The sequence below is a fragment of the Promicromonospora sp. NPDC050880 genome, assembly GCF_044456525.1.
GTDB lineage: Bacteria > Actinomycetota > Actinomycetes > Actinomycetales > Cellulomonadaceae > Promicromonospora.
In genome coordinates, this window is record NZ_JBITFV010000008.1 from 160,601 (window position 1) to 182,676 (window position 22,076).

21 protein-coding genes are annotated in these 22,076 nt (G+C 73.7%); 11 read left to right on the plus strand and 10 right to left on the minus strand.

All coding sequences use genetic code 11. The features are described from left to right. Positions 1-25: 25 nt before the first annotated feature. Both ACIBBF_RS15360 and ACIBBF_RS15365 read right to left on the minus strand, forming a co-directional pair. Positions 26-847 (minus strand): ABC transporter permease, encoded by an 822-nt coding sequence (locus ACIBBF_RS15360; protein ID WP_397414741.1) that lies wholly within the window; start codon positions 845-847, stop codon positions 26-28. Continuing rightward, complete coding sequence (locus ACIBBF_RS15365) at positions 844-2,019, minus strand: ATP-binding cassette domain-containing protein (RefSeq protein ID WP_397414743.1); 1,176 nt, start codon at positions 2,017-2,019, stop codon at positions 844-846. The genes ACIBBF_RS15360 and ACIBBF_RS15365 overlap by 4 nt, the downstream gene beginning before the upstream one ends. Before the next feature lie 93 nt (positions 2,020-2,112). Here ACIBBF_RS15365 and ACIBBF_RS15370 point away from each other — a divergent pair, with 93 nt between their 5' ends. Beyond that, complete coding sequence (locus ACIBBF_RS15370) at positions 2,113-3,108, plus strand: helix-turn-helix transcriptional regulator (RefSeq protein ID WP_397414745.1); 996 nt, start codon at positions 2,113-2,115, stop codon at positions 3,106-3,108. Here ACIBBF_RS15370 and ACIBBF_RS15375 read toward each other — a convergent pair. Then, positions 3,078-4,040 carry a helix-turn-helix transcriptional regulator gene (locus ACIBBF_RS15375; RefSeq protein WP_397414746.1) on the minus strand — a complete coding sequence of 321 codons (963 nt, stop codon included), beginning with the start codon at positions 4,038-4,040 and terminating at the stop codon, positions 3,078-3,080. The genes ACIBBF_RS15370 and ACIBBF_RS15375 overlap by 31 nt on opposite strands. Positions 4,041-4,102: 62 nt before the next feature. Between ACIBBF_RS15375 and ACIBBF_RS15380 the strand changes: the two genes are divergently transcribed. Both ACIBBF_RS15380 and ACIBBF_RS15385 read left to right on the plus strand, forming a co-directional pair. Next, a complete protein-coding gene (locus ACIBBF_RS15380; RefSeq protein WP_397414748.1) occupies positions 4,103-5,299 on the plus strand; it encodes an epoxide hydrolase family protein in 1,197 nt (398 codons plus the stop codon). A 10-nt stretch (positions 5,300-5,309) separates the two neighbouring features. Beyond that, the gene (locus ACIBBF_RS15385; RefSeq protein WP_397414750.1) at positions 5,310-5,870 is read left to right on the plus strand and encodes a hypothetical protein; all 561 of its coding nucleotides are present in this window, start codon (positions 5,310-5,312) and stop codon (positions 5,868-5,870) included. Between the two features lie 120 nt (positions 5,871-5,990). On the opposite strand, the gene ACIBBF_RS15390 is transcribed toward ACIBBF_RS15385, so the two are convergent. After that, positions 5,991-6,683, minus strand: coding sequence for a response regulator (locus tag ACIBBF_RS15390; RefSeq protein ID WP_397414753.1), 693 nt, complete (start codon positions 6,681-6,683; stop codon positions 5,991-5,993). Continuing rightward, positions 6,680-8,407 (minus strand): ATP-binding protein, encoded by a 1,728-nt coding sequence (locus ACIBBF_RS15395; protein ID WP_397414755.1) that lies wholly within the window; start codon positions 8,405-8,407, stop codon positions 6,680-6,682. The genes ACIBBF_RS15390 and ACIBBF_RS15395 overlap by 4 nt, the downstream gene beginning before the upstream one ends. 139 nt (positions 8,408-8,546) lie before the next feature. Here ACIBBF_RS15395 and ACIBBF_RS15400 point away from each other — a divergent pair, with 139 nt between their 5' ends. From ACIBBF_RS15400 to ACIBBF_RS15415, 4 genes are all read left to right on the plus strand, one after another. Beyond that, positions 8,547-9,971 (plus strand): cation:dicarboxylate symporter family transporter, encoded by a 1,425-nt coding sequence (locus ACIBBF_RS15400; protein WP_397414757.1) that lies wholly within the window; start codon positions 8,547-8,549, stop codon positions 9,969-9,971. Between the two features lie 233 nt (positions 9,972-10,204). Next, positions 10,205-10,948: an SDR family oxidoreductase gene (locus tag ACIBBF_RS15405; protein WP_397414759.1), complete on the plus strand. Its 744-nt coding sequence runs from the start codon at positions 10,205-10,207 to the stop codon at positions 10,946-10,948. Next, entirely contained in the window at positions 10,945-11,859 is a 915-nt protein-coding gene (locus tag ACIBBF_RS15410) for an SDR family oxidoreductase (RefSeq protein ID WP_397414761.1), read from the plus strand. The genes ACIBBF_RS15405 and ACIBBF_RS15410 overlap by 4 nt, the downstream gene beginning before the upstream one ends. Before the next feature lie 71 nt (positions 11,860-11,930). Continuing rightward, positions 11,931-12,572, plus strand: coding sequence for a TetR/AcrR family transcriptional regulator (locus ACIBBF_RS15415; protein WP_397414763.1), 642 nt, complete (start codon positions 11,931-11,933; stop codon positions 12,570-12,572). Positions 12,573-12,636: 64 nt separating this feature from the next. Here the strand turns inward: ACIBBF_RS15415 and ACIBBF_RS15420 are convergent, their stop codons facing one another. The 4 genes from ACIBBF_RS15420 to ACIBBF_RS15435 form a co-directional block, all read right to left on the minus strand. Then, complete coding sequence (locus tag ACIBBF_RS15420; RefSeq protein WP_397414765.1) at positions 12,637-13,965, minus strand: enolase C-terminal domain-like protein; 1,329 nt, start codon at positions 13,963-13,965, stop codon at positions 12,637-12,639. Beyond that, on the minus strand, positions 13,962-15,617 hold the full coding sequence (locus ACIBBF_RS15425) for an aldehyde dehydrogenase (NADP(+)) (protein WP_397414767.1): 1,656 nt from the start codon (positions 15,615-15,617) through the stop codon (positions 13,962-13,964). Before ACIBBF_RS15425 ends, ACIBBF_RS15420 begins: the two co-directional genes overlap by 4 nt. A 25-nt stretch (positions 15,618-15,642) precedes the next feature. Further along, entirely contained in the window at positions 15,643-16,617 is a 975-nt protein-coding gene (gene kdgD, locus ACIBBF_RS15430) for a 5-dehydro-4-deoxyglucarate dehydratase (protein ID WP_397414769.1), read from the minus strand. A gap of 160 nt (positions 16,618-16,777) precedes the next feature. Continuing rightward, the gene (locus ACIBBF_RS15435) at positions 16,778-17,662 is read right to left on the minus strand and encodes a LysR family transcriptional regulator (RefSeq protein ID WP_397414771.1); all 885 of its coding nucleotides are present in this window, start codon (positions 17,660-17,662) and stop codon (positions 16,778-16,780) included. A gap of 170 nt (positions 17,663-17,832) precedes the next feature. Here ACIBBF_RS15435 and ACIBBF_RS15440 point away from each other — a divergent pair, with 170 nt between their 5' ends. From ACIBBF_RS15440 to ACIBBF_RS15455, 4 genes are read left to right on the plus strand one after another with little or no spacing between them, the layout of a single operon-like run. Next, entirely contained in the window at positions 17,833-18,843 is a 1,011-nt protein-coding gene (locus ACIBBF_RS15440; RefSeq protein ID WP_397414773.1) for a tripartite tricarboxylate transporter substrate binding protein, read from the plus strand. Positions 18,844-18,873: 30 nt separating this feature from the next. Next, on the plus strand, positions 18,874-19,386 hold the full coding sequence (locus ACIBBF_RS15445; RefSeq protein WP_397414775.1) for a tripartite tricarboxylate transporter TctB family protein: 513 nt from the start codon (positions 18,874-18,876) through the stop codon (positions 19,384-19,386). 35 nt (positions 19,387-19,421) lie between these two features. After that, the gene (locus tag ACIBBF_RS15450; RefSeq protein ID WP_397414777.1) at positions 19,422-20,954 is read left to right on the plus strand and encodes a tripartite tricarboxylate transporter permease; all 1,533 of its coding nucleotides are present in this window, start codon (positions 19,422-19,424) and stop codon (positions 20,952-20,954) included. Beyond that, on the plus strand, positions 20,951-21,346 hold the full coding sequence (locus ACIBBF_RS15455) for a universal stress protein (RefSeq protein WP_397414779.1): 396 nt from the start codon (positions 20,951-20,953) through the stop codon (positions 21,344-21,346). Before ACIBBF_RS15450 ends, ACIBBF_RS15455 begins: the two co-directional genes overlap by 4 nt. A 26-nt stretch (positions 21,347-21,372) precedes the next feature. On the opposite strand, the gene ACIBBF_RS15460 is transcribed toward ACIBBF_RS15455, so the two are convergent. After that, positions 21,373-22,074, minus strand: coding sequence for a FadR/GntR family transcriptional regulator (locus tag ACIBBF_RS15460; protein WP_397414781.1), 702 nt, complete (start codon positions 22,072-22,074; stop codon positions 21,373-21,375). Between the last annotated feature and the right edge of the window lie 2 nt (positions 22,075-22,076).

Below are 22,076 nucleotides of genomic sequence, written 5' to 3' on the forward strand. Positions count from 1 at the left end.
TCCAGCACTCAACGGGTGGGCGGGGTCAGTCCGTGGAGCGGAGGATGGCGCGGACGCCGATCGTCAGGCCCACGGCCGCCGTGGCGACGGCCGCCAGCCAGCCCCAGGCGACCGTCGTCGAGAGGATGTCGCCCGCGAAGGCCGCGCGGCCGGAGTCGACGACGTAGCGCAGCGGGTTCACCGCCGAGACGGCGCGCATCCAGGCCGGGCCGGACTCCAGGGGCAGCAGCATGCCGGACAGCAGCATCACCGGGAACAGGACCGTCTGCTGCACCACCCAGAACATCCACTCCTGCTTGCGCACCGCCAGGGCGAGCGCGTAGGACAGCGAGCCGACGCCGATGCCGAGCACCGCCAGCTGCAGCAGCGTCAGCACCGCGCCGAGGGGGTCGGGCCGCAGGCCGAACGGCAGCATCACCAGCAGCACGACCGCCGACTGGGCGACGATCGGCACCATCTCCTTCAGCGCGCGGCCGACGAGCTGCGCCGAGCGTGACAGCGGGGTGACGAGCATCCGCTCGTGCACCCCCGAGGTGAGGTCGAGCTGCAGGTTGGAGCCCGTGACCGACGTGCCGAACAGAGTGGTCATGGCCAGCACGGCGGGCACGAACCAGAGCCAGACGTCGCCGCCCAGGCTCCCGCCCGCGGAGCCCGCCAGCAGCGGACCGAACAGGCCGAGGAACACCAGGGGCTGGATCAGGCCGAAGACCAGCGAGAACGGGTCGCGCACCACCGGGGCGAGCTCCCGCAGGAGCACGATCCGGGTGTCACGGACGAGGCTGCGCCGGGGGAGCGGGCGGGCCGGAGTGGTCGGTGCCGAGCCGGGGTACAGGGTCGCGGCGCTCATGCCAGGACCTCCTTCGCGGTGGTGTCGGTGCTGGTGGTGGACGTGGTGGTGGACGTGCTGGTGTCGCCCGCCGGACGCGCGGAGACCGGGCCCTGGTCCGGCGTCCCGTCCTCGCCACCGACCCCCGTCTCCCGCAGGCTGCGGCCGGTGAGGCCGAGGAAGACGTCGTCGAGCGTGGGCCGGGCGACGTCGACGCGGAGCACCCTCAGGCCCGCGGCGTCGGCCGCGCGGAGCAGGCCGGGCGTGGCACCCGGGCCGTCCGCCATCCGGATCTCGACCGCGCTCGTGCCGTCACCGGCGGCGTGGCCCGTGGTGCGGTCCGAGGTGCGGACTGCCGGGCGGGCGGACAGGGGCCCGCCGGCCGGCCCCCGCCGGGCGGGTCCGACCCGCACCGACCGTGCCCCGGGCGCCCGCTCGGCGAGCGTCGCGAGCGCCCCCGCGTCCTCGGCCGCCACGCGCAGCGTCACGAGGTCTCCCGCCAGGTCGGCCTTCAGGGCGTCGGCGGTGTCGTCGGCGATGACCTGCCCGTGGTCCACCACGATGACCCGCTCGGCGAACGTGTCGGCCTCGTCGAGGTAGTGCGTGGTGAGCACGATCGTCATGGGCTCGGCAGCGGCGGTCCGCATCCGGAGGATGTGCTCCCAGAGATTGGCGCGGTTGTGCGGGTCCAGGCCGGTCGAGGGCTCGTCGAGGAACAGCAGCGACGGCTGGTGGACCAGTCCCACGGCGACGTCGAGGCGGCGCTTCTGCCCGCCGGACAGGCTCTCGACCTTCCGGTCGGCCTGCTCGGTCAGGTCGAGGGCCTCCAGCAGCTCGCCGGCCCGGCGGCGGGCGGTGCGCCGGTCGAGGCCGTAGATCTCGCCCTGGACCACGAGCTCGTCGCGTACGACCTGGGACGCCCCGCCGGCGCCGCCCTGGCCCACGTAGCCGATGGCGGCGCGGACGCGGTCGGGGTGGGCGACGACGTCGTACCCGGCGACCGTCGCGGTGCCCGACGTGGGCGGGACGAGCGTGGTGAGCATGCGCAGCGTGGTGGTCTTGCCGGCGCCGTTGGGGCCGAGCACCGCCACCAGCTCGCCCGGCGCGACGTCGAGCGAGATGCCGCGCACGGCGTGCACGGTGCGGGTGCGGCTCACCACGAAGTCCTTGGTGAGCGCGTCTGTGCGGATCACGGTGTCTCCTTCTGTCCTGGTGCTGCTGACAGGACCCACCCTTTCGTCAGTAGAGGTCAGTTCCTGGCCTCTACCGCGTGCGATCCTGGATCCGTGCTCGAGACCTCCGGACGCCTCCTGACCCTGTTGTCGCTCCTGCAGGCCCGCCGCGACTGGCCGGGTGCACTGCTGGCCGACCGGCTCGGCGTGAGCCCGCGCACGGTGCGGCGCGACGTCGACCGCCTGCGCGAGCTCGGCTATCCCGTCAATGCCACCAAGGGGCCCGACGGCGGCTACCGCCTCGCCGCCGGCGCCGACCTGCCGCCGCTCCTGTTCGACGACGAGCAGGCCGTGGCCGTGGCCCTCGCCCTGCGCACCGCCGCGATCCCTGGGGCGGAGGAGGGCGCGCTGCGGGCGCTCGCGACGATCCGGCAGGTCATGCCTGCCCGGCTCCGGTCCCGGCTCGACGCGCTGGAGGTGACCACGGTGCGGCGTCGGCCCGGGACCGAGGATGCGGTCGTGGAGCCTGAGACGCTCCTGGCGCTCGGCTCCGCGTGCCGGGCGGGGGAGGTGGTGCGGTTCGACTACGCGGGCGGCAGCATGGCCGTCGTCGGCGAGGGGGACGCCGCCTTCCGGCCGCCGCGCCGCGTGGAGCCGCACCACCTGGTGACCTCGGAGGGGCGCTGGTACCTGGTGGCGTACGACCTGGACCGGGCGGACTGGCGGCTGTTCCGGGTGGACCGGCTGACCCTCCGGTCGGGTACGGGGCCCCGGTTCACCCGGCGGGAGGTGCCGGGCGGTGACGTGGGTGCGTTCGTCGCCGACCGGATCAGCGGTTCGCCGTCGCCGGTGCGGGGCGAGGTGGTGCTGCACGCGCGGGCCGCCGACGTCGCGCCGTGGATCGGCGCCCGGGGGCTGTGCGAGCCGCTGCCCGACGTCGACGGTGCGCCCCGGTGCCGGGTGGTGCTGGGCTCGTGGTCGTGGGGCGGGCTGGCCGGCTGGCTCGGGGTGTTCGACGTGCCTTTCGAGGTGGTGGGGCCGCCCGAGCTGGTCGCGGCGACCCGGGAGCTGGCGGCCCGCTACGCGGGCGCGACGCCCGCCGCGCGCTGAGCCCGGTCCGCCAGGCGACGGAACGCCGCGGCGGTCTCCCGGCCCTCCAGGACCTCGACCTCCGGGCCGAGTGCCGCGAGCCAGAGCGCGAGCCGGTCGGGATCGTCGGTGCCCAGGTCGATGGCGCACGTGCGCTCGTCCAGCGGCTCCGCGACGACTCCGGGTGCCAGGAGTGGTGTGACCTGGTCGGCCGGCGCGTGCACCCGCACCCGTGCCCGCACTCCCCACGTCGCCCGTGCGACCCGGTCGGTCACCCACCGCGTGACGTCCGGGGCCGGTGGTGGTCGCGGGGCGAAGCGCGCGCCGGTCGGGGCCCGCGGCGTCATCCGGTCGACCCGGAAGACCCGCCAGTCCCCGCGGTCGCGGTCCCAGGCGGCGAGGTACCAGCGCATGTTCCAGCACACGAGGTGCCGGGGTTCCACGAGACGGGTCGTCGTGGCGCCGTCCGCGGAGGTGTAGTCGAACCGGAGCAGCTCCGTCCACCGGACGGCCATCGCGACCGTGCCGAGCACGGCCGGGTCGGTGACGGGCCCGTCGTCGCGCACGACGGCGGTCGTGGCCCGGACGGCGTCCACCCGGCGGCGCAGCCGGTGCGGCAGCACCTGATCGAGCTTGGCGAGCGCGGTCAGCGTGGTCTCCTCCGCGCCGGCCACGCCTTGGGCGGCCACAGAGCGCAGGCCGACGGCGACGGCCACCGCCTCGTCGTCGGAGAGCAGCAGCGGCGGCATCGCCGTGCCCGCCGACAGCCGGTAGCCGCCGGCCACCCCGGGGCGGGCCTCGACGGGATAGCCCAGGTCGCGCAGACGTCCGACGTCGGCGCGGACCGTGCGGGCCGAGACGCCCAGCCGCTCGGCCAGCTCCTGACCGGTCCAGCCGCGTCGCAGCTGCAACAGGGACAGCAGCTCGAGCAGACGGGCGGAGGTCTCCAGCATCCTCCGATCATCACACCGATCGCGGAAGCTGCTCTGCCGCAATGGTTCCTACGGTCGGTGTCGTGACCACGAACCACGACCTCACCCCGTTCCGCATCGACGTGCCGCAGGCCGACCTCGACGACCTGCGCGACCGGCTCGCCAGGACCCGCTGGCCGCTGCCCGTCCCCGGGCGCACCGACGACTTCGGTCGCGGCGTCCCGCTGCCCTACCTGCGCGACCTCGCCGAGTACTGGCGCGACGAGTTCGACTGGCGGTCCCAGGAGGCGCTGCTGGGCGAGCTGCCCCACTTCGTCACCCGGATCGACGACCAGCCGGTCCACTACGTCCACCTGCGCTCACCGGAGCCGGACGCGACGCCGCTGGTGCTCCTGCACGGCTGGCCCGGGTCGTTCGCCGAGTACACCCGTGTGCTCGGGCCGCTCACCGACCCGGTGGCGCACGGCGGCGACGCCGCGGGCGCCTTCCACGTGGTGGTCCCGTCCCTGCCCGGGTTCGCGTTCTCCACGCCGCTGAGCGGCACGGGCTGGGAGATGTCCCGCACGGCGGACATGACCGCGGAGCTCATGTCCCGGCTCGGCTACGAGCGGTACGTGCTGCACGGCAGCGACATCGGCTCGGCGGTCGTGGGGCACCTGGCCATGGTCCGGCCGGACCGGGTGATCGGCGTGCACAAGGCTGTCGACGGGCGGCTGCTGGCCATGGCCGGCCAGGCCTTCCCGGTACCCGACGGGCTCACCGCGCACGAGACCGCGGAGATCGGACGGGTTGCGGCGCTGAACGCCCAGGACCTCGGCTACCTCATGGTGCAGAACCACCGGCCCGACACGATCGGGCCCGCGCTCACGGACTCGCCGGTGGCGCTGCTGGCCTGGATCGCCGAGAAGTACCAGGGCTGGACCAACCCCGCGTACGCGACCCCCGACGCCGCCGTCGGCCGGGACGCGCTGCTGACCACCGTCAGCCTCTACTGGTTCACCCGGGCCGGGGCCTCCTCCGCGCAGTTCTACTACGAGGCGTCCCACTCGGACGTCGACTGGTTCAGCGGCACCCACGCGCCGACCGCCTGGTCCGTCTTCGACGCGCACCCGCTGCTGCGGCGCGTGGTGGACCCGCAGGGTGCCGTGGGGCGCTGGGTCGAGCACACCGAGGGCGGCCACTTCCCGGCGCTGGAGGTGCCGAACCTGCTGGTGGAGGACCTGCGCGCGTTCGTCCGCGACCTCGGGCCGGGTTCTCGCGGGCCCGGCCGCACCCAGTAGGTTGTGCCGCATGACGAACCTGTCCGACTTCACCGACGACGAGATCGACCAGATCCTGGACGCACCGGGTGCCGTGCTCAAGGGCGCGACCCTCGCGGACGGCAAACCCGGCGGGCTCCGGTTCCTGCTCGAGACGGCGGCCGGTGCCAAGGTGTTCCGCGAGGCCCAGGTGCACGAGAACGACTTCGTCCGGTCGGTGGCGGTCGCGCTGCGCGAGCGGATCGCCGAGCAGTCCGCGGCCGAGGAGGAGGCGCGACGCAACCCGGCGTCGCAGGTCGGGGTGGCGGCCGCCGCCGCGGCCACGCAGGAGGCGGCGACGGTGGGCGTGCGCCCCGACCCGGAGGGTGCGACGGCCGAGGCCGTCGAGCTGACCGGAGCCGCCGTGACCCTGTTGCGCGCGCGGGCGGACGAGAAGGACGCCGCCGCCTACGCCGCGTGGGTGTACCGGATCGCGGAGCAGGTCGCCGAGGCGGCATCGACCAAGGAGGGCGGCTTCTTCAGCAGGCGCGTCAAGGTCTCCGCGGGCGAGCAGGACTACCTCGACCGGCTCGCGGCCGCCGTCGGGCGCTGATCGGGCGCGACCGTCGGCCGTGCGCCGTGCGCCGTCGGCTGTGCGGCGCCGGCTGTGCGGCGCCGGCTGTGCGGCGCCGGTCGTGCGGCGCCGGTCGTGCGGCGCCGGTCGTGCCGTACGTCAGGCGCGCTGCCGGGAGTACTCGAGCTCCGGCCGCCCGCGCGTCCCGTACCGGGGCGCGCGGGTGGCGGTCCCGCTGTCCGCCAGGAACTCCAGGTAGCGGCGCGCCGTGATGCGGGCCAGGTGCAGCTCGTCGGCCACCTCGCTGGCCGACAGCGCGCCCGTCTGCCGGGCGAGCAGGTCGGACACGGCGTCGAGGGTGTCCTGCGACAGGCCCTTGGGCAGGCCGGCGGCGTTGGAGGTGCGCAGCGCCGCGAACGCGGTGTCCACCTCGCGCTGGCTGAGGGTCGAGACCGGCGAGCGCATCTGCTCGAAGTAGGTGCGGTACGCGCCGAGCTTCTCCGCGAACAGCCCGAACACGAACGGCTTGATGAGGTACTGCACCACGCCGACGGCCACCGCCTCGCGCACCACCTCCAGCTCGCGGGCCGCCGTCACGGCGATCACGTCCACGACGAGGCCCGCCGCGCGCAGCTGCCGGCACAGCACCAGGCCGTGCCGGTCGGGCAGGTTCATGTCGAGCAGGAGCAGGTGCACCTCCGCTCCCGCGGCCTGGGCGTCGCGCAGGGCGCGGACGGTCTCGCTCGCGGTGTGCACCACCCCCGCGAGCTCGAAGCCCTCGACCCGGCGCACGTACTCGCCGTGCGCCTCGGCGGTGCGGTGGTCGTCCTCCACGACCAGGACACGGATCATGCGCGGGCCGCCGTCCCGGTCGCTGTCTCGGTCGCAGGGCGCGCGGTCGTAGGGCTCGCGGTCGCGCGAGGCGCCGAGCGGTCCGCGGGGCGGGGGAGCGTGACCGTGAAGACGGCGCCCGCGTTCGTGCCCGCGCCGCCGGACACCTCGATGTCGCCGCCGAGGCTCTCGACCACCTGGCGCACCAGCGCGAGCCCGTAGCCGCGCCCGCCGGCCGCGGCGTCCTTGGTGCTCCAGCCCTGCTCGAAGATGTGGGCGACGTGTGCCGGGGCGATGCCCCGGCCGGAGTCGGAGACCTGGAACACCAGCGACCCGTCGTCACCGTTGGCGAGGTACACCTCGACCCAGGCGTCGGCACCCGCGCCGTCGTCCTCCAGGACGCGGGCCGTCGCGGCGTCGATGCCGTTGTCGATCAGGTTGCCCAGGATCGTCACCACGTCCACGGGTTCCAGCCAGTGCGTGCCCGGCGCCAGGTGCGTCTCGAAGTGCATCTCGACGGCCCGCTCGCGGGCCTGCGCGGCCTTGCCCAGCACGAGCGCCGCGATCACCGGTTCCTCGATGGCCTGCACCACGCGGTCGGTGAGGCGCTGGCCCAGGTCGCGCTCCCCGGCCACGAACCGCAGGGCCTCGTCGCTGCGGCCCAGCTCGATGAGGGTCGCGATGGTGTGCAGCCGGTTGCTGAAGTCGTGCGTCTGAGCCCGCAGCGCGTCCGAGATGGTCCGCACGGAGGAGAGCTCACCGGTCACCCGCTGCAGCTCGGTGCGGTCACGCAGGGCCACGACCTCGCCCACGGTCCGCCCGCGCGTGGCGGCTGCCTCGCGCCCCACCAGCAGCACGCGGGAACCCACCCGCACCGGCCCCTCGGGCGCGGTGCCCCCGAGCAGGTCGCGGACGGCGGGGGACAGCCGCGGGTCCGTGACCGCGAACGGCGCGGCCAGGTCGGGCACGTCGAGCAGGCGCAGCGCCTCGTCGTTCGCCAGCACCACCGTGCCGTGCTCGACCAGCAGCATGCCCTCCTCGACCGAGTGCAGCACCGCCTCGTGCGCGGCGAACAGGTGCGCCAGCTCGTCCGGGCCGCGGGACTCGGTGATCCGGTCCAGCCGGCGCGCCAGCAGCGTCGCGGCCACGGCGCCCGTCGCGAACGCCAGGAGCGTGGCCACCCCGACCACCAGCAGGCGGGGCACGATGCTGTCCCACAGCCGGTCCAGCGTCACGCCGGCCGACACCATGCCCACCACCTCGCCGTCCTGCGTCACCACCGGGACGACGGCGCGCACCGACGGCCCCAGCGTGCCGTCGTACACCTCGGTGAACGTCTCGCCGCGCAGCGCGGGCGCTGTCGAACCCACGAACGGGTGGCCGATCTGCCACGCGTTGCGGTGTGTGTACCGGGTGCGGTCGGTGTCCATGACCGTCAGGTAGTCGATCTCGGTGGCCTCCATGACACGCTCCGCGTACGGCTGGAGCTGCGCGGAGGCCTCGGCCACCGAACCCTCACGGTCGTCGGCGGCGTCGGCGTGCGCCCGGGCGACCGTGTCGATCACGAGCGCCTCCGCGGCCACCGTGGCCGCCAGGTCCGTGCTCTCCGTGGCCGCGTGCGCCTCCGCCGAGGAGCGCGCGTCCACGGCCAGCAGGCCGAACACGATCACCGCACCCGCGAAGAGCAGGGCCGTGTGCACGGCGAGGAACCACCTCGCGATACTCGCACCCCGTCGCTGCGCCACGGACCCATTGTGGCCCCCGCGCGCCGTGCCACCGACCATCCGGGCGCACCGCGAGAACACTATGTACGCAATGGGGGTTTCCGACGGCCGGGACAGCACCCTGGTCGCTGACCACACAGCGTCGTGAGAGGAAACCACCATGGCTGTCACGCAGCCCGCCGGTGCCGGGACGACCCCGCGCCGCCGGCTCGACAAGAGTCACTACCTGTACATCGCGGTGATCGTGGCCGTCGTGGCCGGTGTCGTCGTGGGCCTGGCGTCGCCCGAGACCGGGGTGGCGCTGAAGCCGCTCGGCACCGGGTTCGTCGCGCTGATCAAGATGATGATCTCGCCGGTCATCTTCTGCACCATCGTGCTGGGCATCGGCTCGATCGCGAAGGCCGCGACGGTGGGCCGGGTCGGCGGGCTGGCCCTGCTGTACTTCCTCGTGATGTCCACGTTCGCGCTGTTCATCGGCCTGGTCGTCGGCAACGTGCTGCACCCGGGCGAGGGCCTGAACATCGCCGACGCCAGCTACGAGGCCGACGGCGAGGCCGAGGGCCTGGTCGACTTCGTGCTCGGCATCATCCCCACCACGCTGGTCTCGCCGCTGACCGGGGAGTCCGTGCTGCAGACGCTGTTCGTGGCGCTGCTCGTCGGGTTCGCGATCCAGCAGCTCGGTGCGCGCGGCAAGCCCGCCCTCGACGCGATCCGGATGATCCAGGCCATCGTGTTCCGCGTGCTGACGATGATCCTGTGGGTGGCCCCGGTGGGCGCGTTCGGCGCCATCGCCGGCGTGGTCGGCGAGACCGGCTGGGGCGCCGTCGTCGCGCTCGGCACGCTGATGCTCGGGTTCTACCTGACCTGCATCGTGTTCATCGCCGTGGTGCTGGGCGCCGTGCTCTGGTTCGTGGCCCGCGTGAACATCTTCTCGCTCATGAAGTACCTGGCGCGCGAGTACCTGCTCATCGTCAGCACGTCGTCGTCCGAGGCGGCCCTGCCGCGCCTCATCGCCAAGATGGAGCACCTGGGCGTGTCCAAGCCGGTCGTCGGCATCACCGTGCCGACCGGGTACTCGTTCAACCTGGACGGCACGGCGATCTACCTGACCATGGCGTCGCTGTTCATCGCCTCGGCCATGGGCACCCCGCTGTCGATCCCCGAGCAGATCGGCATGCTCGCCTTCATGATCATCGCCTCCAAGGGTGCCGCCGGGGTCACCGGCGCCGGCCTGGCCACGCTCGCGGGCGGCCTGCAGACCTACCGGCCCGACCTGGTCGACGGCGTGGGCATCGTGGTGGGCATCGACCGCTTCATGTCCGAGGCCCGTGCGCTGACCAACTTCACCGGCAACGCCGTGGCGACGGTGATCATCGGCACCTGGACCAAGGAGATCGACCGCGACCGCGTGGACCAGGTGCTGGCCGGCGCGCTGCCGTTCGACGAGGCCGCGGCAGCCGACCTGCACGGCCCGGAGGACGCGGCCGACGGCGAGGCCGGCGCTCCGGGCGCCGCCCGCGACGCCGACGAGGCGGGCCGCACGGGCGGCGCGCGCGCCAAGGTGGCCGAGCCCACCGGCGTCTGACCTCACGGACCGACGACGGCCGGGGCGCTCTGGGGGTGCCCCGGCCGCCGTCTGAACGGGTCCGCCGCCGGCAGGTGGTCGCGCATGCTCCCCGGTCTCCGGGCGTGCGCGGTCGCCGGCCGGGGGCGGACCTTCGTCGTCTCCCGGGACCGCTGTGCGGGAATATATGGACGGCGCGTGCACTTCTGTGCTTATATGGACGCACAGTCCACATCGAGACCAGGGAGCACCTCATGAGCACCACCGACACCAGCACCCGCGTCGCCCTCGTGACGGGCGGGTCCGGCGGCATCGGCCGCGCCGTCGTCGAACGGCTCGCTGCCGACGGGTTCGCCGTCGCCGTCCACTACGCCGGCAACCAGGCCCGGGCTGACGAGGTCGTCGCGGCCGTCCAGGCATCCGGCGGCCAGGCGCTCGCCGTCGGCGGGGACGTCGCCGACGAGACCGCGATGGCCGCCGCGTTCGACGCGACCGAGGCGGCGTTCGGCGGCGTCGACGTCGTCGTCAACACGGCCGGGATCATGATCCTGGGCCCGGTCGTGAGCTTCGACCTGGCCGACCTCGACCGCATGCACCGCACCAACATCCGGGGCACGTTCGTCGTCTCCCAGCTGGCCGCGGACCGGCTGCGGGCCGGGGGCGCGCTGATCAACTTCTCGACGTCGGTGGTCCGGACGCAGTTCCCCGGGTACGCCGCCTACGTGGCCAGCAAGGCCGCCGTCGAGGGCATGACGCTGATCCTGGCGCGCGAGCTGCGCGGCAAGGACGTCACCGTCAACGTGGTGGCCCCCGGCCCCACGGCCACCCCGCTCTTCCTGGACGGCAAGGACGAGCAGACCATCCAGAACCTGGCGAACGCCGTGCCGCTCGAGCGCCTCGGCCAGCCCGAGGACATCGCCGAGACGGTCGCGTTCCTGGCCGGGCCCGCACGGTGGGTCAACGGGCAGGTCATCTACACCAACGGGGGGATGGCATGAGCACCGTCGTCATCACCGGGGCGTCCAGCGGGTTCGGCGCCCTCACGGCCCGGACGCTCGCCTCGGCGGGTCACACCGTCTACGCCGGCATGCGCGAGACCGAGGGGCGCAACGCGCCGCAGGTCGCGGCCGCGCGGACCTGGGCCGCGGAGCACGACGCGGACCTGCGGCCGGTCGAGCTCGACGTGAGCTCGCAGGAGTCCGTGGACCGCGCCGTGGAGCGGATCGAGGCCGAGCACGGGCAGGTGGACGTGCTGGTCCACAACGCCGGGCACATGGTCGTCGGCCCGGCCGAGGCCTTCACGCCGGAACAGCTCGCCCAGCTCTACGACGTCAACGTGCTCTCGACCCAGCGCGTGAACCGCGCGGTGCTGCCCGGTATGCGTCGCCGCGGCGCGGGGCTCGTGATCTGGGTGTCCAGCTCCAGCGTGAAGGGCGGCACCCCGCCGTACCTGGCGCCGTACTTCGCCGCGAAGGCGGGCATGGACTCCCTCGCGGTGTCCTACGCCGCGGAGCTGACCCGCTGGGGTGTGGAGACGTCGATCGTGGTCCCCGGCTCGTTCACGAGCGGCACCAACCACTTCGCCCACGCCGGGCACCCCGCCGACGCGGCGGTGGAGGCCGACTACGAGACCCGGTACGCCGGGCTGATGGGCCAGGTCGCGGACAAGCTCGCCGCACTGGCGCCCGACGCCGACGTCTCGCTCGTCTCCGACGAGATCGCCCGCATCGTGGCGCTGCCCGCCGGGCAGCGACCGTACCGCGTGCACATCGACCCGGCGGACGACGGCTCCGAAGCGGTCTCGGACCTCGCCGACCGCACCCGTCGCGAGTTCCTCGACCGTGTCGGCCTGGCCGACCTGCTGACGGTCGCGGTCGGCGGTGCGGGGGGTGCCGGTGCCGCCGGGTGATCGGCAGGCCTGGCACACACCTATGCTGGCGGGCGTCCGGGGTGCAGCAGCGGGGGATCACAGGAGCGCACATGACTGACCAGCCGACGGCGGCCGCCGTCGACCAGCCGCCCGCCCGTGGCCGTGGCCGCGGGCGGCGGCCCGCCGACGAGGTGCGCGGCGACGTGCTGCGCGCCGTCGGCGAGCTGCTGCTGGCCGAGGGCATCGCCGACCTGACGTTCGAGCGCGTCGCGCGCGTCGCCGGAGTCAGCAAGACCACGCTCTACAAGTGGTGGCCCTCCAGGGGTGCGCTCGCCCTGGACGGCTACTTCCACGCCGTCGAGCAGACGCTCGCGTTCCCGGACACCGGCGACATCCGCGTGGACCTGCGCGACCAGCTCCGGGCGTTCGTGCACCTGATGACGGCGACGCCCGCGGGTCGCATCCTCACGGAGCTCATCGGGCAGGCGCAGACCGACCAGGACCTCGCCGTCGCCTACCGCACGCTGTACTCGTCCGAGCGCCGCCGGCTCGCGGCCGAGCGGCTGCGCGCGGCCCAGGAGGCGGGGCAGGTCCGGGACGACGTCGACGTGCAGGTGGTGGTCGACCAGCTCTGGGGCGCCGTCTACCACCGGCTGCTCATCCCGGACGAGCCGGTCACCGAGTCGTTCGCCGACGCCCTGGTCACCAACATCCTGCTCGGCATAGCCGGCCCCCGCCCTGCGTCCCGTTGAGTGCTGGGCATCCGCGAGGTCCCGGGGCACGGGCCCGACGGACACCCAGCACTCAGACGAGCGCTCACCGGACCAGGCACGGACGTTTCGGGTCGAAGGTCCAGTCCGGGATCAGATACTGCATCGCCCGGGCGTCGTCACGGGCCCCCAGGCCGTGCTCCAGGTAGAGCTCGTGGGCGGCGGCCAGGCGGTCGAGGTCGAGGTTCACACCCAGGCCCGGCGTCGTCGGCACCTGGATCGCACCACCCTCGATGCGTGGCGGGGCCGTGGTCAGGCCCTGCCCGTCCTGCCAGATCCAGTGCGTGTCCAGCGCTGTGATCTCGCCGGGCGCCGCCGCGCCGACGTGCGTGAACATGGCCAGCGAGATGTCGAAGTGGTTGTTGGAGTGCGACCCCCACGTGAGCCCGAACTCGTGGCAGAGCTGGGCCACGCGCACCGAGCCCGCCATGGTCCAGAAGTGCGGGTCGGCCAACGGGATGTCGACGGCGCCCGCGCGCACGGCGTGCGCCATCTCGCGCCAGTCGGTGGCGATCATGTTGGTCGCCGTCGGCAGGCCCGTGGCCCGGCGGAACTCCGCCATGACCTCGCGGCCGGAGAAGCGGCCCTCCGCCCCGCACGGGTCCTCCGCGTACGCGACGACGCCGCGCATGCGCCGGCCCAGCCGGATCGCGTCGGCCAGCAGCCAGCCGCCGTTGGGGTCCAGGGTGATCCGGGCGTCGGGGAACCGTTCCTTGAGGGCCACCACCGTGTCGACCTCGAGGTCGCCCGCCTGCACGCCGCCCTTGAGCTTGAAGTCGGTGAACCCGTACCGCGCTGCGGCGGCCTCGGCCAGGCGCACCACGGCGTCGGGCGTCATCGCCTCCTCGCGGCGCAGCCGCCCCCACGCGTCGGACTCGTCGTCGCCGCGCAGGTAGGGGAGGTCGGTCGCCCCCGGGTCGCCCACGTAGAAGAGGTAGCCCAGCATGGGCACCGTCGCGCGCTGGACGCCGTCGCCCAGCAGCTCCGCGACGGGGACGCCGAGATCCTGTCCGTGCAGGTCCAGCAGCGCGGACTCCAGGGCCGTGACCGCGTGCACCGTGGTGCGCAGGTCGAACGTCTGCGTGCCACGGCCGCCGGCGTCGCGATCGGCGAACGCGGCCGACACCGAGCGCAGCAGGGAGCGGTACCGCGCCACCGGCTGCCCGACGACGATCTCGCCCGCCTCCTGGATCGTCGCCCGGATCTTCTCCCCGCCGGGCACCTCGCCGAGGCCCGTGCGGCCGTCGGAGTCGGTGACGATCGCGACGTTCCGCGTGAAGAACGGGGCGTGCGCGCCGGACAGGTTCAGCAGCATCGAGTCGTGTCCCGCGACGGGCACCACCTCGACGCGCGCGATCGTGGGGCGGGCGCTCACCGGCCGGCCTCCGCGGGGGCGCCGTCCGTGCTGGTCGCGTCCGTGACGTCGGGTCCCGTCGTGCCGAGCACCACGTCGAGCACGCCGTCCACCCGACGGGTCAGGTGCCACGGGTTGTCCGACCGCAGCGGCTCCGGCAGCAGGAACTCCGGCAGGTTCTGGTAGGCCACCGGGCGCAGGAACCGCTCGATCGCCAGCGTGCCCACCGAGGTGGTGCGCCCGTCGGACGTCGCGGGGAACGGCCCGCCGTGCACCATCGCGTGGCCCACCTCGACGCCCGTGGGCCAGCCGTTGGCCAGGATGCGGCCCGCCTTGCGCTCCAGGAGGGGCAGCAGTGCCGCAGCCGCCTCCCGGTCGGACTCGGTCAGGTGCAGGGTCACGGTGAGCTGCCCCTCCAGGTGCTCGACGGCGGCCATCAGCTCGTCGGCGCCGTCGTACCGGACCACGAGCGAGGCTGCGCCGAAGATCTCGGCCTGCAGCACGGGGTTGCTCAGCAGGGTCGGCACCGCGCTGGCGAACACGGCAGGCGCGGGGGCGTTGCGCGTCGCGCCCGGCGACCCGGCACCCACGAGCGAGACGCCGTCCTGGGCGGCCAGCGTGTCCACGCCGTCCTGCCACGCGCGGGCGATGCCGTCGGTGAGCATGGTCTGTCCGGCGGCGGCCGCCGCGGCGCGTCCGGCGGCGGCCACGAACGCGTCGCCGCGCTCGCCGTCCGGCACGAACACGAGACCTGGGGCCGTGCAGAGCTGGCCCGACGAGCCGGTCACCGACGCGAGGTAGGCGGTGGCGAGCGCGTCGACGTCGCCGGCCAGAGCGCCGTCGAGCAGGATCGTCGGGTTGATCGAGCTCATCTCGGCGTAGACGGGGATCGGCACGGGCCGGGCGGCGGCCGCCTCGACGAGCGCGAGGCCGCCGCCGCGGGAGCCGGTGAAGCCGACGGCCTGGATCACCGGGTCGGACACCAGCGCCTGGCCGACGACCTTGCCCGGACCGTAGACCAGCGAGAACACTCCGGGGTGCAGATCCGACGCGGCCACGGCGTCGGCCACCGCACGGCCCACCAGCTCGGCCGTGCCCGGGTGCGCGTTGTGCGCCTTGACCACGACGGGGCAGCCCGCGGCCAGTGCGGAGGCGGTGTCGCCGCCCGCCGTCGAGAAGGCGAGCGGGAAGTTGCTGGCACCGAACACGGCCACGGGGCCCACGGGCACCTTGCGCTGCCGGATGTCGGCGCGCGGCAGGGGGGTGCGGTCGGGCAGGGCGGGGTCGATCCGCACACCGCGATGGTCGCCCTGCCGCACGACCTGCGCGAACAGGCGGAGCTGGCCGGTGGTCCGGGCCACCTCGCCGGTGAGCCGGGCCGCCGGGAGGCCCGTCTCCAGCACGGCCCGCGCGACGACGTCGGACGTGATCGCCTCGATGTTGTCCGCCACGCGCTCCAGGAACCGTGCGTGGGGTTCCGGCGCGAGCACGGAGAACGAGGCGAACGCGTCCTGTGCGGCGGCGGTGGCCTGCGCGACCTGTGCCTCGTCGAGCAGGGAGTAGGCGGGGGCGAGCGCCTCGGCGGTCGCCGGGTCCTGCCCGGCGAACGTGCCGGCGGTGCCCGGCAGGGACGCACCGGCGACGATCGAGTGGCCGGTGAGGTGGGCTGTCATGGGTGTCTCCTCGGGTGCGGGTCGGTCAGCCGGCCAGGGCGGCGGGGCCGGTGGCGCCCGCGGGGTTCGTGGCGCTCGCGGGGCGGACGCCGGCGGCGTCGATCAGGGCGGTGAGGTCGGCGAGGTCCTGCGCGGTCAGGTCCTGCAACGGGGCGCGGACGCTGCCCATGTCCCGGCCCACCGCTCTGAGGCCGGCCTTGACGATGGACACCCCGTACCCCTTGGCGCGGTCGCGGATGTCGAGGTAGGGCAGCACGAACCGGCGCAGCTTCTCCGTGACCGCCGCCTGGTCGAGCGCGCGCACGTCGCGGTAGAACTCCAGCGCGAACTCGGGCACGAAGTTGTACATCGCCGAGGAGTAGGTGCTCATGCCGAGCTGCAGCAGCGGCAGGGCGTAGGTCTCCGCGGTGGGCAGCCCGCCCAGGTAGAAGAGCCGGTCGCCGTTGGTCGCGTGCACGCGGCTGAGCTGCTCGATGTCGCCGATCGCGTCCTTGAACCCGATGAACGTGGGGTGCCGGTCGGCCAGCCGTTCGACGGTGCGCGCCGAGTAGACAGCGTTGGCGCGGTTGTAGACGATGACGCCGAGGCCGGTGGCCGCGCAGACGGCGGAGGCGTGCTCCAGGAGCCCGTCCTGGTCGGCCTCGGTGAGGTACGGGGGCAGCAGGAGGATGCCCTCGGCGCCGGCGTCCTGCGCGGCGCGCGCGTTCTCGATCGCCTGCGCCGTGTTGCCGCCCGCGCTGCCCAGGACCGGGGTGCGTCCGCCCGCCGTCTCGACGGCGAGCCGCACCACGCGGGCCGACTCCTGCGGGGTGAGGCTGAAGCCCTCGCCCGTGCCGCCCGCGGCGAACAGGCCGCCGATCTCGAAGCCCGACTGCCAGTCGATGTGGTCGCGGTAGCGGGCCTCGTCGACCGCGCCGTCGGCGGTGAACGGCGTGACGGGGAAGGAGAGCAGCCCGTCCTTGAGGGCGGCGGCGAGCTCCTGGGGTGCGTACGTGGCCACGGTGGCCCCTCCTGTGACAGACGTCGGCGATGGCGTGCTGGTGCGGTGGTGACGGGCCGATGCCCGGCAGGTCCGGCCGCCAACCTAAGAACCGTCCACGATGCCTGTCCAAGCCCGATGTTGCATCGGTTCATGCCGCAGGGGTATCGCTGCGGCGCGCTCAGTCGTGGACGGGGCGGAGGTAGCGGAGGAACTCGTGCAGGGCGGGGTTCTTCGAGTCGCGGTTCCAGATGGCGTGCAGCTCGACCACGCCGTGCGGTACGTCGCCGAGCTCCAGGAAGGTCACGCCGGACAGGCCGAGCAGCCGTGCCGACTCGGGCACGAACGCCACGCCCCGGCCGACGGCGACCAGCGAGCACATGGTCAGGATCTGGCTGACGACGTGCACCACGTTGCCGTGCTCGACGGCGATGTACCGGACCACCATGTCGTAGAAGTAGCGGGCCTTGGTCGGGTGGTGCCCGATCAGGGGCTGGTCGCGCAGGTCGCGGCCGCCGACCGGCCGGTCCAGCCGGGTCAGCGGGTGTCCGTGCGGTACCGCGAGCACGAGATCCTCGGACAGCAGGAGCCGGGAGTCGAGGGTCTCCTGGTCGAACGGGGGCCGGCCCAGCGCGAGGTCGAGCTCGCCGCGTCCGATGGCCTCGATCTGCTCGATCGTGACCAGCTCCTGGAGGTCCAGGTCGACGTCCGGCATGAACTCGGCGACCTCCTGCACGAGCGTGCCGAGCAGGCTGAACCCGGAGGCGGCGGTGAACCCGAGCCGCAGCACGCCGGCCCGGCCGGCCGCGATCCTGCGGGCCAGGGCCGGCGCGGCGTCGGCGGCGGCCAGCAGGCGGCGGGCCTCCTGGAGGAACACGGCGCCGGCGGTGGTGAGCTCGACGTGCCGGTTGTCGCGCTCCAGGAGCGGTACGCCGACGGCGCGCTCCAGCTTCTGCACCTGGCGGCTGAGCGGCGGCTGGGTCATGTTGAGCCGCTCGGCGGCGCGCCCGAAGTGGAGCTCCTCTGCCACGGCCAGGAAGCAGCGGACCTGATCGAGGGTGTACACGATGGCCTTTCCGAGACTCGATGCATTCCGGGAATCAAGCAATGCAGTAAGAGGCTTAGACAGGCATCGTATGGCCTTCCTATGCTCAACGCCCGACCGGCAGATGCCCGTCCGCGACCTTCCTGCCGTCCGGTGTGCCGACGGCGAGATCTCAATGAGGAGAGCCTGAGATGACGACTGAGAACCGCCCCCGCGCCCGCCGGGCAGCGCTGGGCGTCACCGCCGCGATCGCCGCCCTGACCCTCGCCGCGTGCGGGGGGAACGTGGGCGGCGGGAACGACGCCGGGGCCGACTTCCCGTCGGGTCCCGTGACCATCACCGTGGGCCAGGAGGCGGGGGGTTCGACCGACCTGATCGCCCGCGCCGTGGCCGAGGGCATGGCCGAGGACCTCGGCGTCGCCGTGCCGGTGGTCAACCGCGACGGCGCCAACGGCGCGCTGGCGACCGAGGAGGTCGCCGCGAAGCCCGCCGACGGGTACGAGCTGGTGCTGCTCAACGCGTCGCTCATCACGATCACTCCGCTGGCCGTCTCCGAGGACGAGGCCGTGAGCCTGGACGACCTCGAGGTGCTCAAGGGGCTGTCCCAGGACGACTACGTGCTGCTCGCCAGCAAGGAGTCCGGCTTCGAGACCCTGGAGGACCTCAAGGGCGCCTCGGGCGAGATCAAGTACGGCACCACGGGTGTCGGCACCGGCTCCCAGCTCGCGCAGGCCGCGCTGTTCAAGCAGGCCGAGATCGACGGCACCGCGGTGCCCTTCGACTCCGGCTCGCCCGCACTGACCGCCGTCGTCGGCGACCAGGTCCAGGTGGCCACGGTGCAGCTCGGTGAGGCCAAGCCGCAGATCGACGCCGGCAACGTGGTGCCGCTGCTCGCGTTCTCCGCCGAGCGCAACCAGTTCCTGCCCGACGTGCCGACCGCCGTGGAGGAGGGCTACGACGTGCCCGTCTCGCAGTTCCGTGCGGTCGCGGCGCCCAAGGGCCTGCCCGAGGACGTCAAGGCGCGGCTCGTGGAGGCGATCGACGCCGCCGTCGCGTCGGACACCTACACCTCGTTCAACGAGAACAACCTGCTGACGCCGCACGAGATCTCGGGCGAGGAGGTCACCACGGAGTGGACCGACCTGGCAGGGAAGTACAAGGCGCTCACCGAGGAGTACGACATCAGCCTTGCCGAGGGCTGATCCGTGGCAACGGCAACCGAGGAGACAGGCGTGGAGGAACGAGCCGAGCGCGGGCCCGCCGAGGACGCGCCCCTGCCCGCCGAGCCCGCCGAGGAGGCGCCGCCGTCCGGCGGGCCGGTCGCGAACCTCGCGGCCTGCCTGGTCACGGCCGGCGTCGGCGTGGCCGGCGCGGCCGGGGCCGTGGCGCTGGGCCTGGGCACCCTGGAGCGGCCCGGCGCCGGGCTGTGGCCGCTGGCGATCAGCGTCGCCGTGGTGGTCCTGTCGCTGGCCCAGGTCGTCGTCGGGCGGCACGGCGGGGACGGGGAGCGGTTCTCCCGGTACTCGTGGTTGTCGCTGGTCGGCCTCGTGACCCTGCTGGGCCTCGTGGCGCTGCTGCCCGTGATCGGGTTCGAGATCCCGGCGCTGCTGCTGAGCCTCGTGTGGATGAAGTTCCTCGGCGGCGAGTCGTGGCGGTCCGCCGTCCTGTTCTCGGTGCTGGTCGTGGGCGCGCTCTACGGGGTCTTCGTCGGGGCGCTCGGCACCACCGTCCCGCACCTCTTCTGACCCGCCCCCGCTCTGATCCGCAAGGGAAGTAGCACGTGGAATCGCTGCAGAACGTCGCCGCCGGGTTCGCCGTCGTGCTGGAACCGACGAACCTCCTGTACTGCCTGCTCGGGGTGGTCATCGGCATGCTCATCGGGGTGCTGCCGGGCCTCGGCCCGGCGGCCACCATCGCCATCCTGCTCCCGCTGACGTACGGCGTGGAGCCCGTCACCGCGATCATCATGCTCGCCGGCATCTTCTACGGCGCCCAGTACGGCGGCACCATCACCTCGGTGCTGCTGCGCCTGCCCGGCGAGGCCAGCTCGGTGGTCACGGTGCTCGACGGTCATGCGCTCGCCCGGCAGGGCCGGGCGGGCACCGCGCTCGGCGTGGCGGCCGTCGGCTCGTTCGTCGGCGGCACCGTGGCCATCGTCGGGCTCACGTTCCTCGCGCCGCTGGTGGCGGGCTTCGCACTCGACTTCGGGCCGCCCGAGTACGCCGCGCTGGCCCTGCTCGGCATCCTGCTGGTCTCCACCATCGCGTCCGGCGCGCGGGTGAAGGCGCTCGTGGCGGCCGCGATCGGCCTGCTGCTGGCCACCGTGGGCCGCGACGCCTTCACCGGCGCCGAACGCTTCACGTTCGGCAACCTGAGCCTGGCCGACGGCATCGACTTCGTCCCCGTCGCCATGGGCCTGTTCGGCCTGGGCGAGATCCTCTACAACCTGGAGGAGCGGCACCGTGCCGTGCAGGCGCCGGGCAAGGTCGCCAACGTCTGGCCGTCGCGCAAGGACCTCAAGGAGTCCTCGGGCGCCGTCACCCGCGGGTCGGTGCTCGGCTTCTTCCTGGGTATCCTGCCCGGCGGCGGCGCCACCATCGCCTCGATGGCCGCCTACGCCGCGGAGAAGAAGCGCGCGAAGGACCCGAGCCGGTTCGGCAAGGGCGCCATCGATGGTGTGGCCGGCCCGGAGACGGCGAACAACGCCGCCGCGACCAGCTCGTTCATCCCGCTGCTCACGCTCGGCATCCCCGCCAACGCGACGATGGCGCTGATGTTCGGGGCGCTGCTCATCCAGGGCATCACCCCCGGCCCGCAGCTCGTCTCCCAGCACCCCGAGCTGTTCTGGGGCGTCGTCAACTCGATGTACATCGGCAACGTGCTGCTGCTGATCATGTCCATCCCGCTGGTCGGCGTCTTCGTCCGCATCCTGCGGGTGCGGGCCGCCATCCTCGCGCCGGTCACCGCGCTGATCACGATGATCGGCGCCTACACCATCAACAACTCGGTGTTCGACGTGCTCCTGGTGGTCGTCTTCGGCGCCGTCGGCTACCTCATGAAGAAGCTCGGCTTCGAGCCCGGGCCGCTGGTGCTGGCGTTCGTGCTGGGCTCCCTGCTGGAGGACAGCCTGCGGCGCTCGCTGCTCCTGTTCGACGGCTCGGCCGCGGGCTTCCTCACGCGCCCCATCTCCGCGACGCTCCTGGTCGCGTTCGTGGTGGTGGCCGTGCTGCCCCTGATCCGTTCGGTCCGTGCCCGGCGGACCGCGCCGGTCGAGGCCGGGTCCCCGAAGAACCGAGAGGAAGAGTCCGTATGAGCATCGTCGTGGGGTACGTCCCGACGCCCGCGGGGGAGGCCGCCGTGCGCGCGGCCGTCGCCGAGGCGAGGCTGCGCGGTGAGGACCTGCTGGTCCTCAACTCGGCACGGGAGGGGTCCCTCGTGGAGACCACGGTCGCCTCCGACGAGGACCTGGGCCGGGTGCTGGCGCCGGCCCAGGAGGCAGGGGTGCGGGCACGGGTGGTCCGTGGCGCGCACCGCGACGACTTCACCGACGAGATCCTGGACCTCGCGGCCGAGCACGACGCCTCGCTGATCGTGATCGGCCTGCGCCGCCGCAGCACGGTCGGCAAGTTCATCATGGGCTCGGTGGCCCAGCGCATCCTGCTCCAGGCCGACCACCCGGTGCTGGCGGTGAAACCCCGGCGCTGACGCCCGGCTCACCCCCGCCGCCGGGGTCAGGCGGTGGGGGCCTCCGCCTCCAGTCGGTGGCGGGTGGAGGTCAGGTGGAGCCGCATCGCCGCGGCCGCGGTGAGCGGGTCCTGCGCGGTGAGCGCGTCGAGGACGGCGCGGTGCTCGTGGACGACGGCGGCGAACCGGCCGCCGTCGTGCGCGTCACCGCTCCGGGCGCCCTCGGACGGCGCGAGCCGGCCCCGCGGCATCGCGATCATCTGCGGGCCGAGCCGGTCCAGGGCCTCCAGGAGAAACCTGTTGCCCGCCGCCTCGGCCACCAGGCGGTGGAACGCGAAGTCGTGCTGCACGGCCGTGGCCGGATGTGCATGGGCCGACGCCAGCGCGTCCAGCCGGTCGCCGAGGGCCGCGAGCTGCGCAGGCGTGCGCCGGGCGGCGGCGAGCGCCGCGGCCTCGGTCTCCAGCGCGGTGCGGTATTCCACCAGGGCGATCCGGTCGGCCAGGGAGCGGGCGACGGGGGCGGCGTCGTCGGCCGGCGGGGTCAGGACGTAGCTGCCGCTGCCCCGCCGGGTGTGCACGAGGCCCTCCAGGTTCAGCCGGGCGATGGCCTCGCGCACCACCGTGCGGCTGACCTGGTGCTCGACGGCGAGGCGCGGTTCGCTGGGCAGCTTCTCGCCCGGGGCGATGTCGCCGTTGGCGATGCGCGTGCGCAGGGTCTCGACGAGGGTTCCGCTCAGCGTCCGGGCCATGG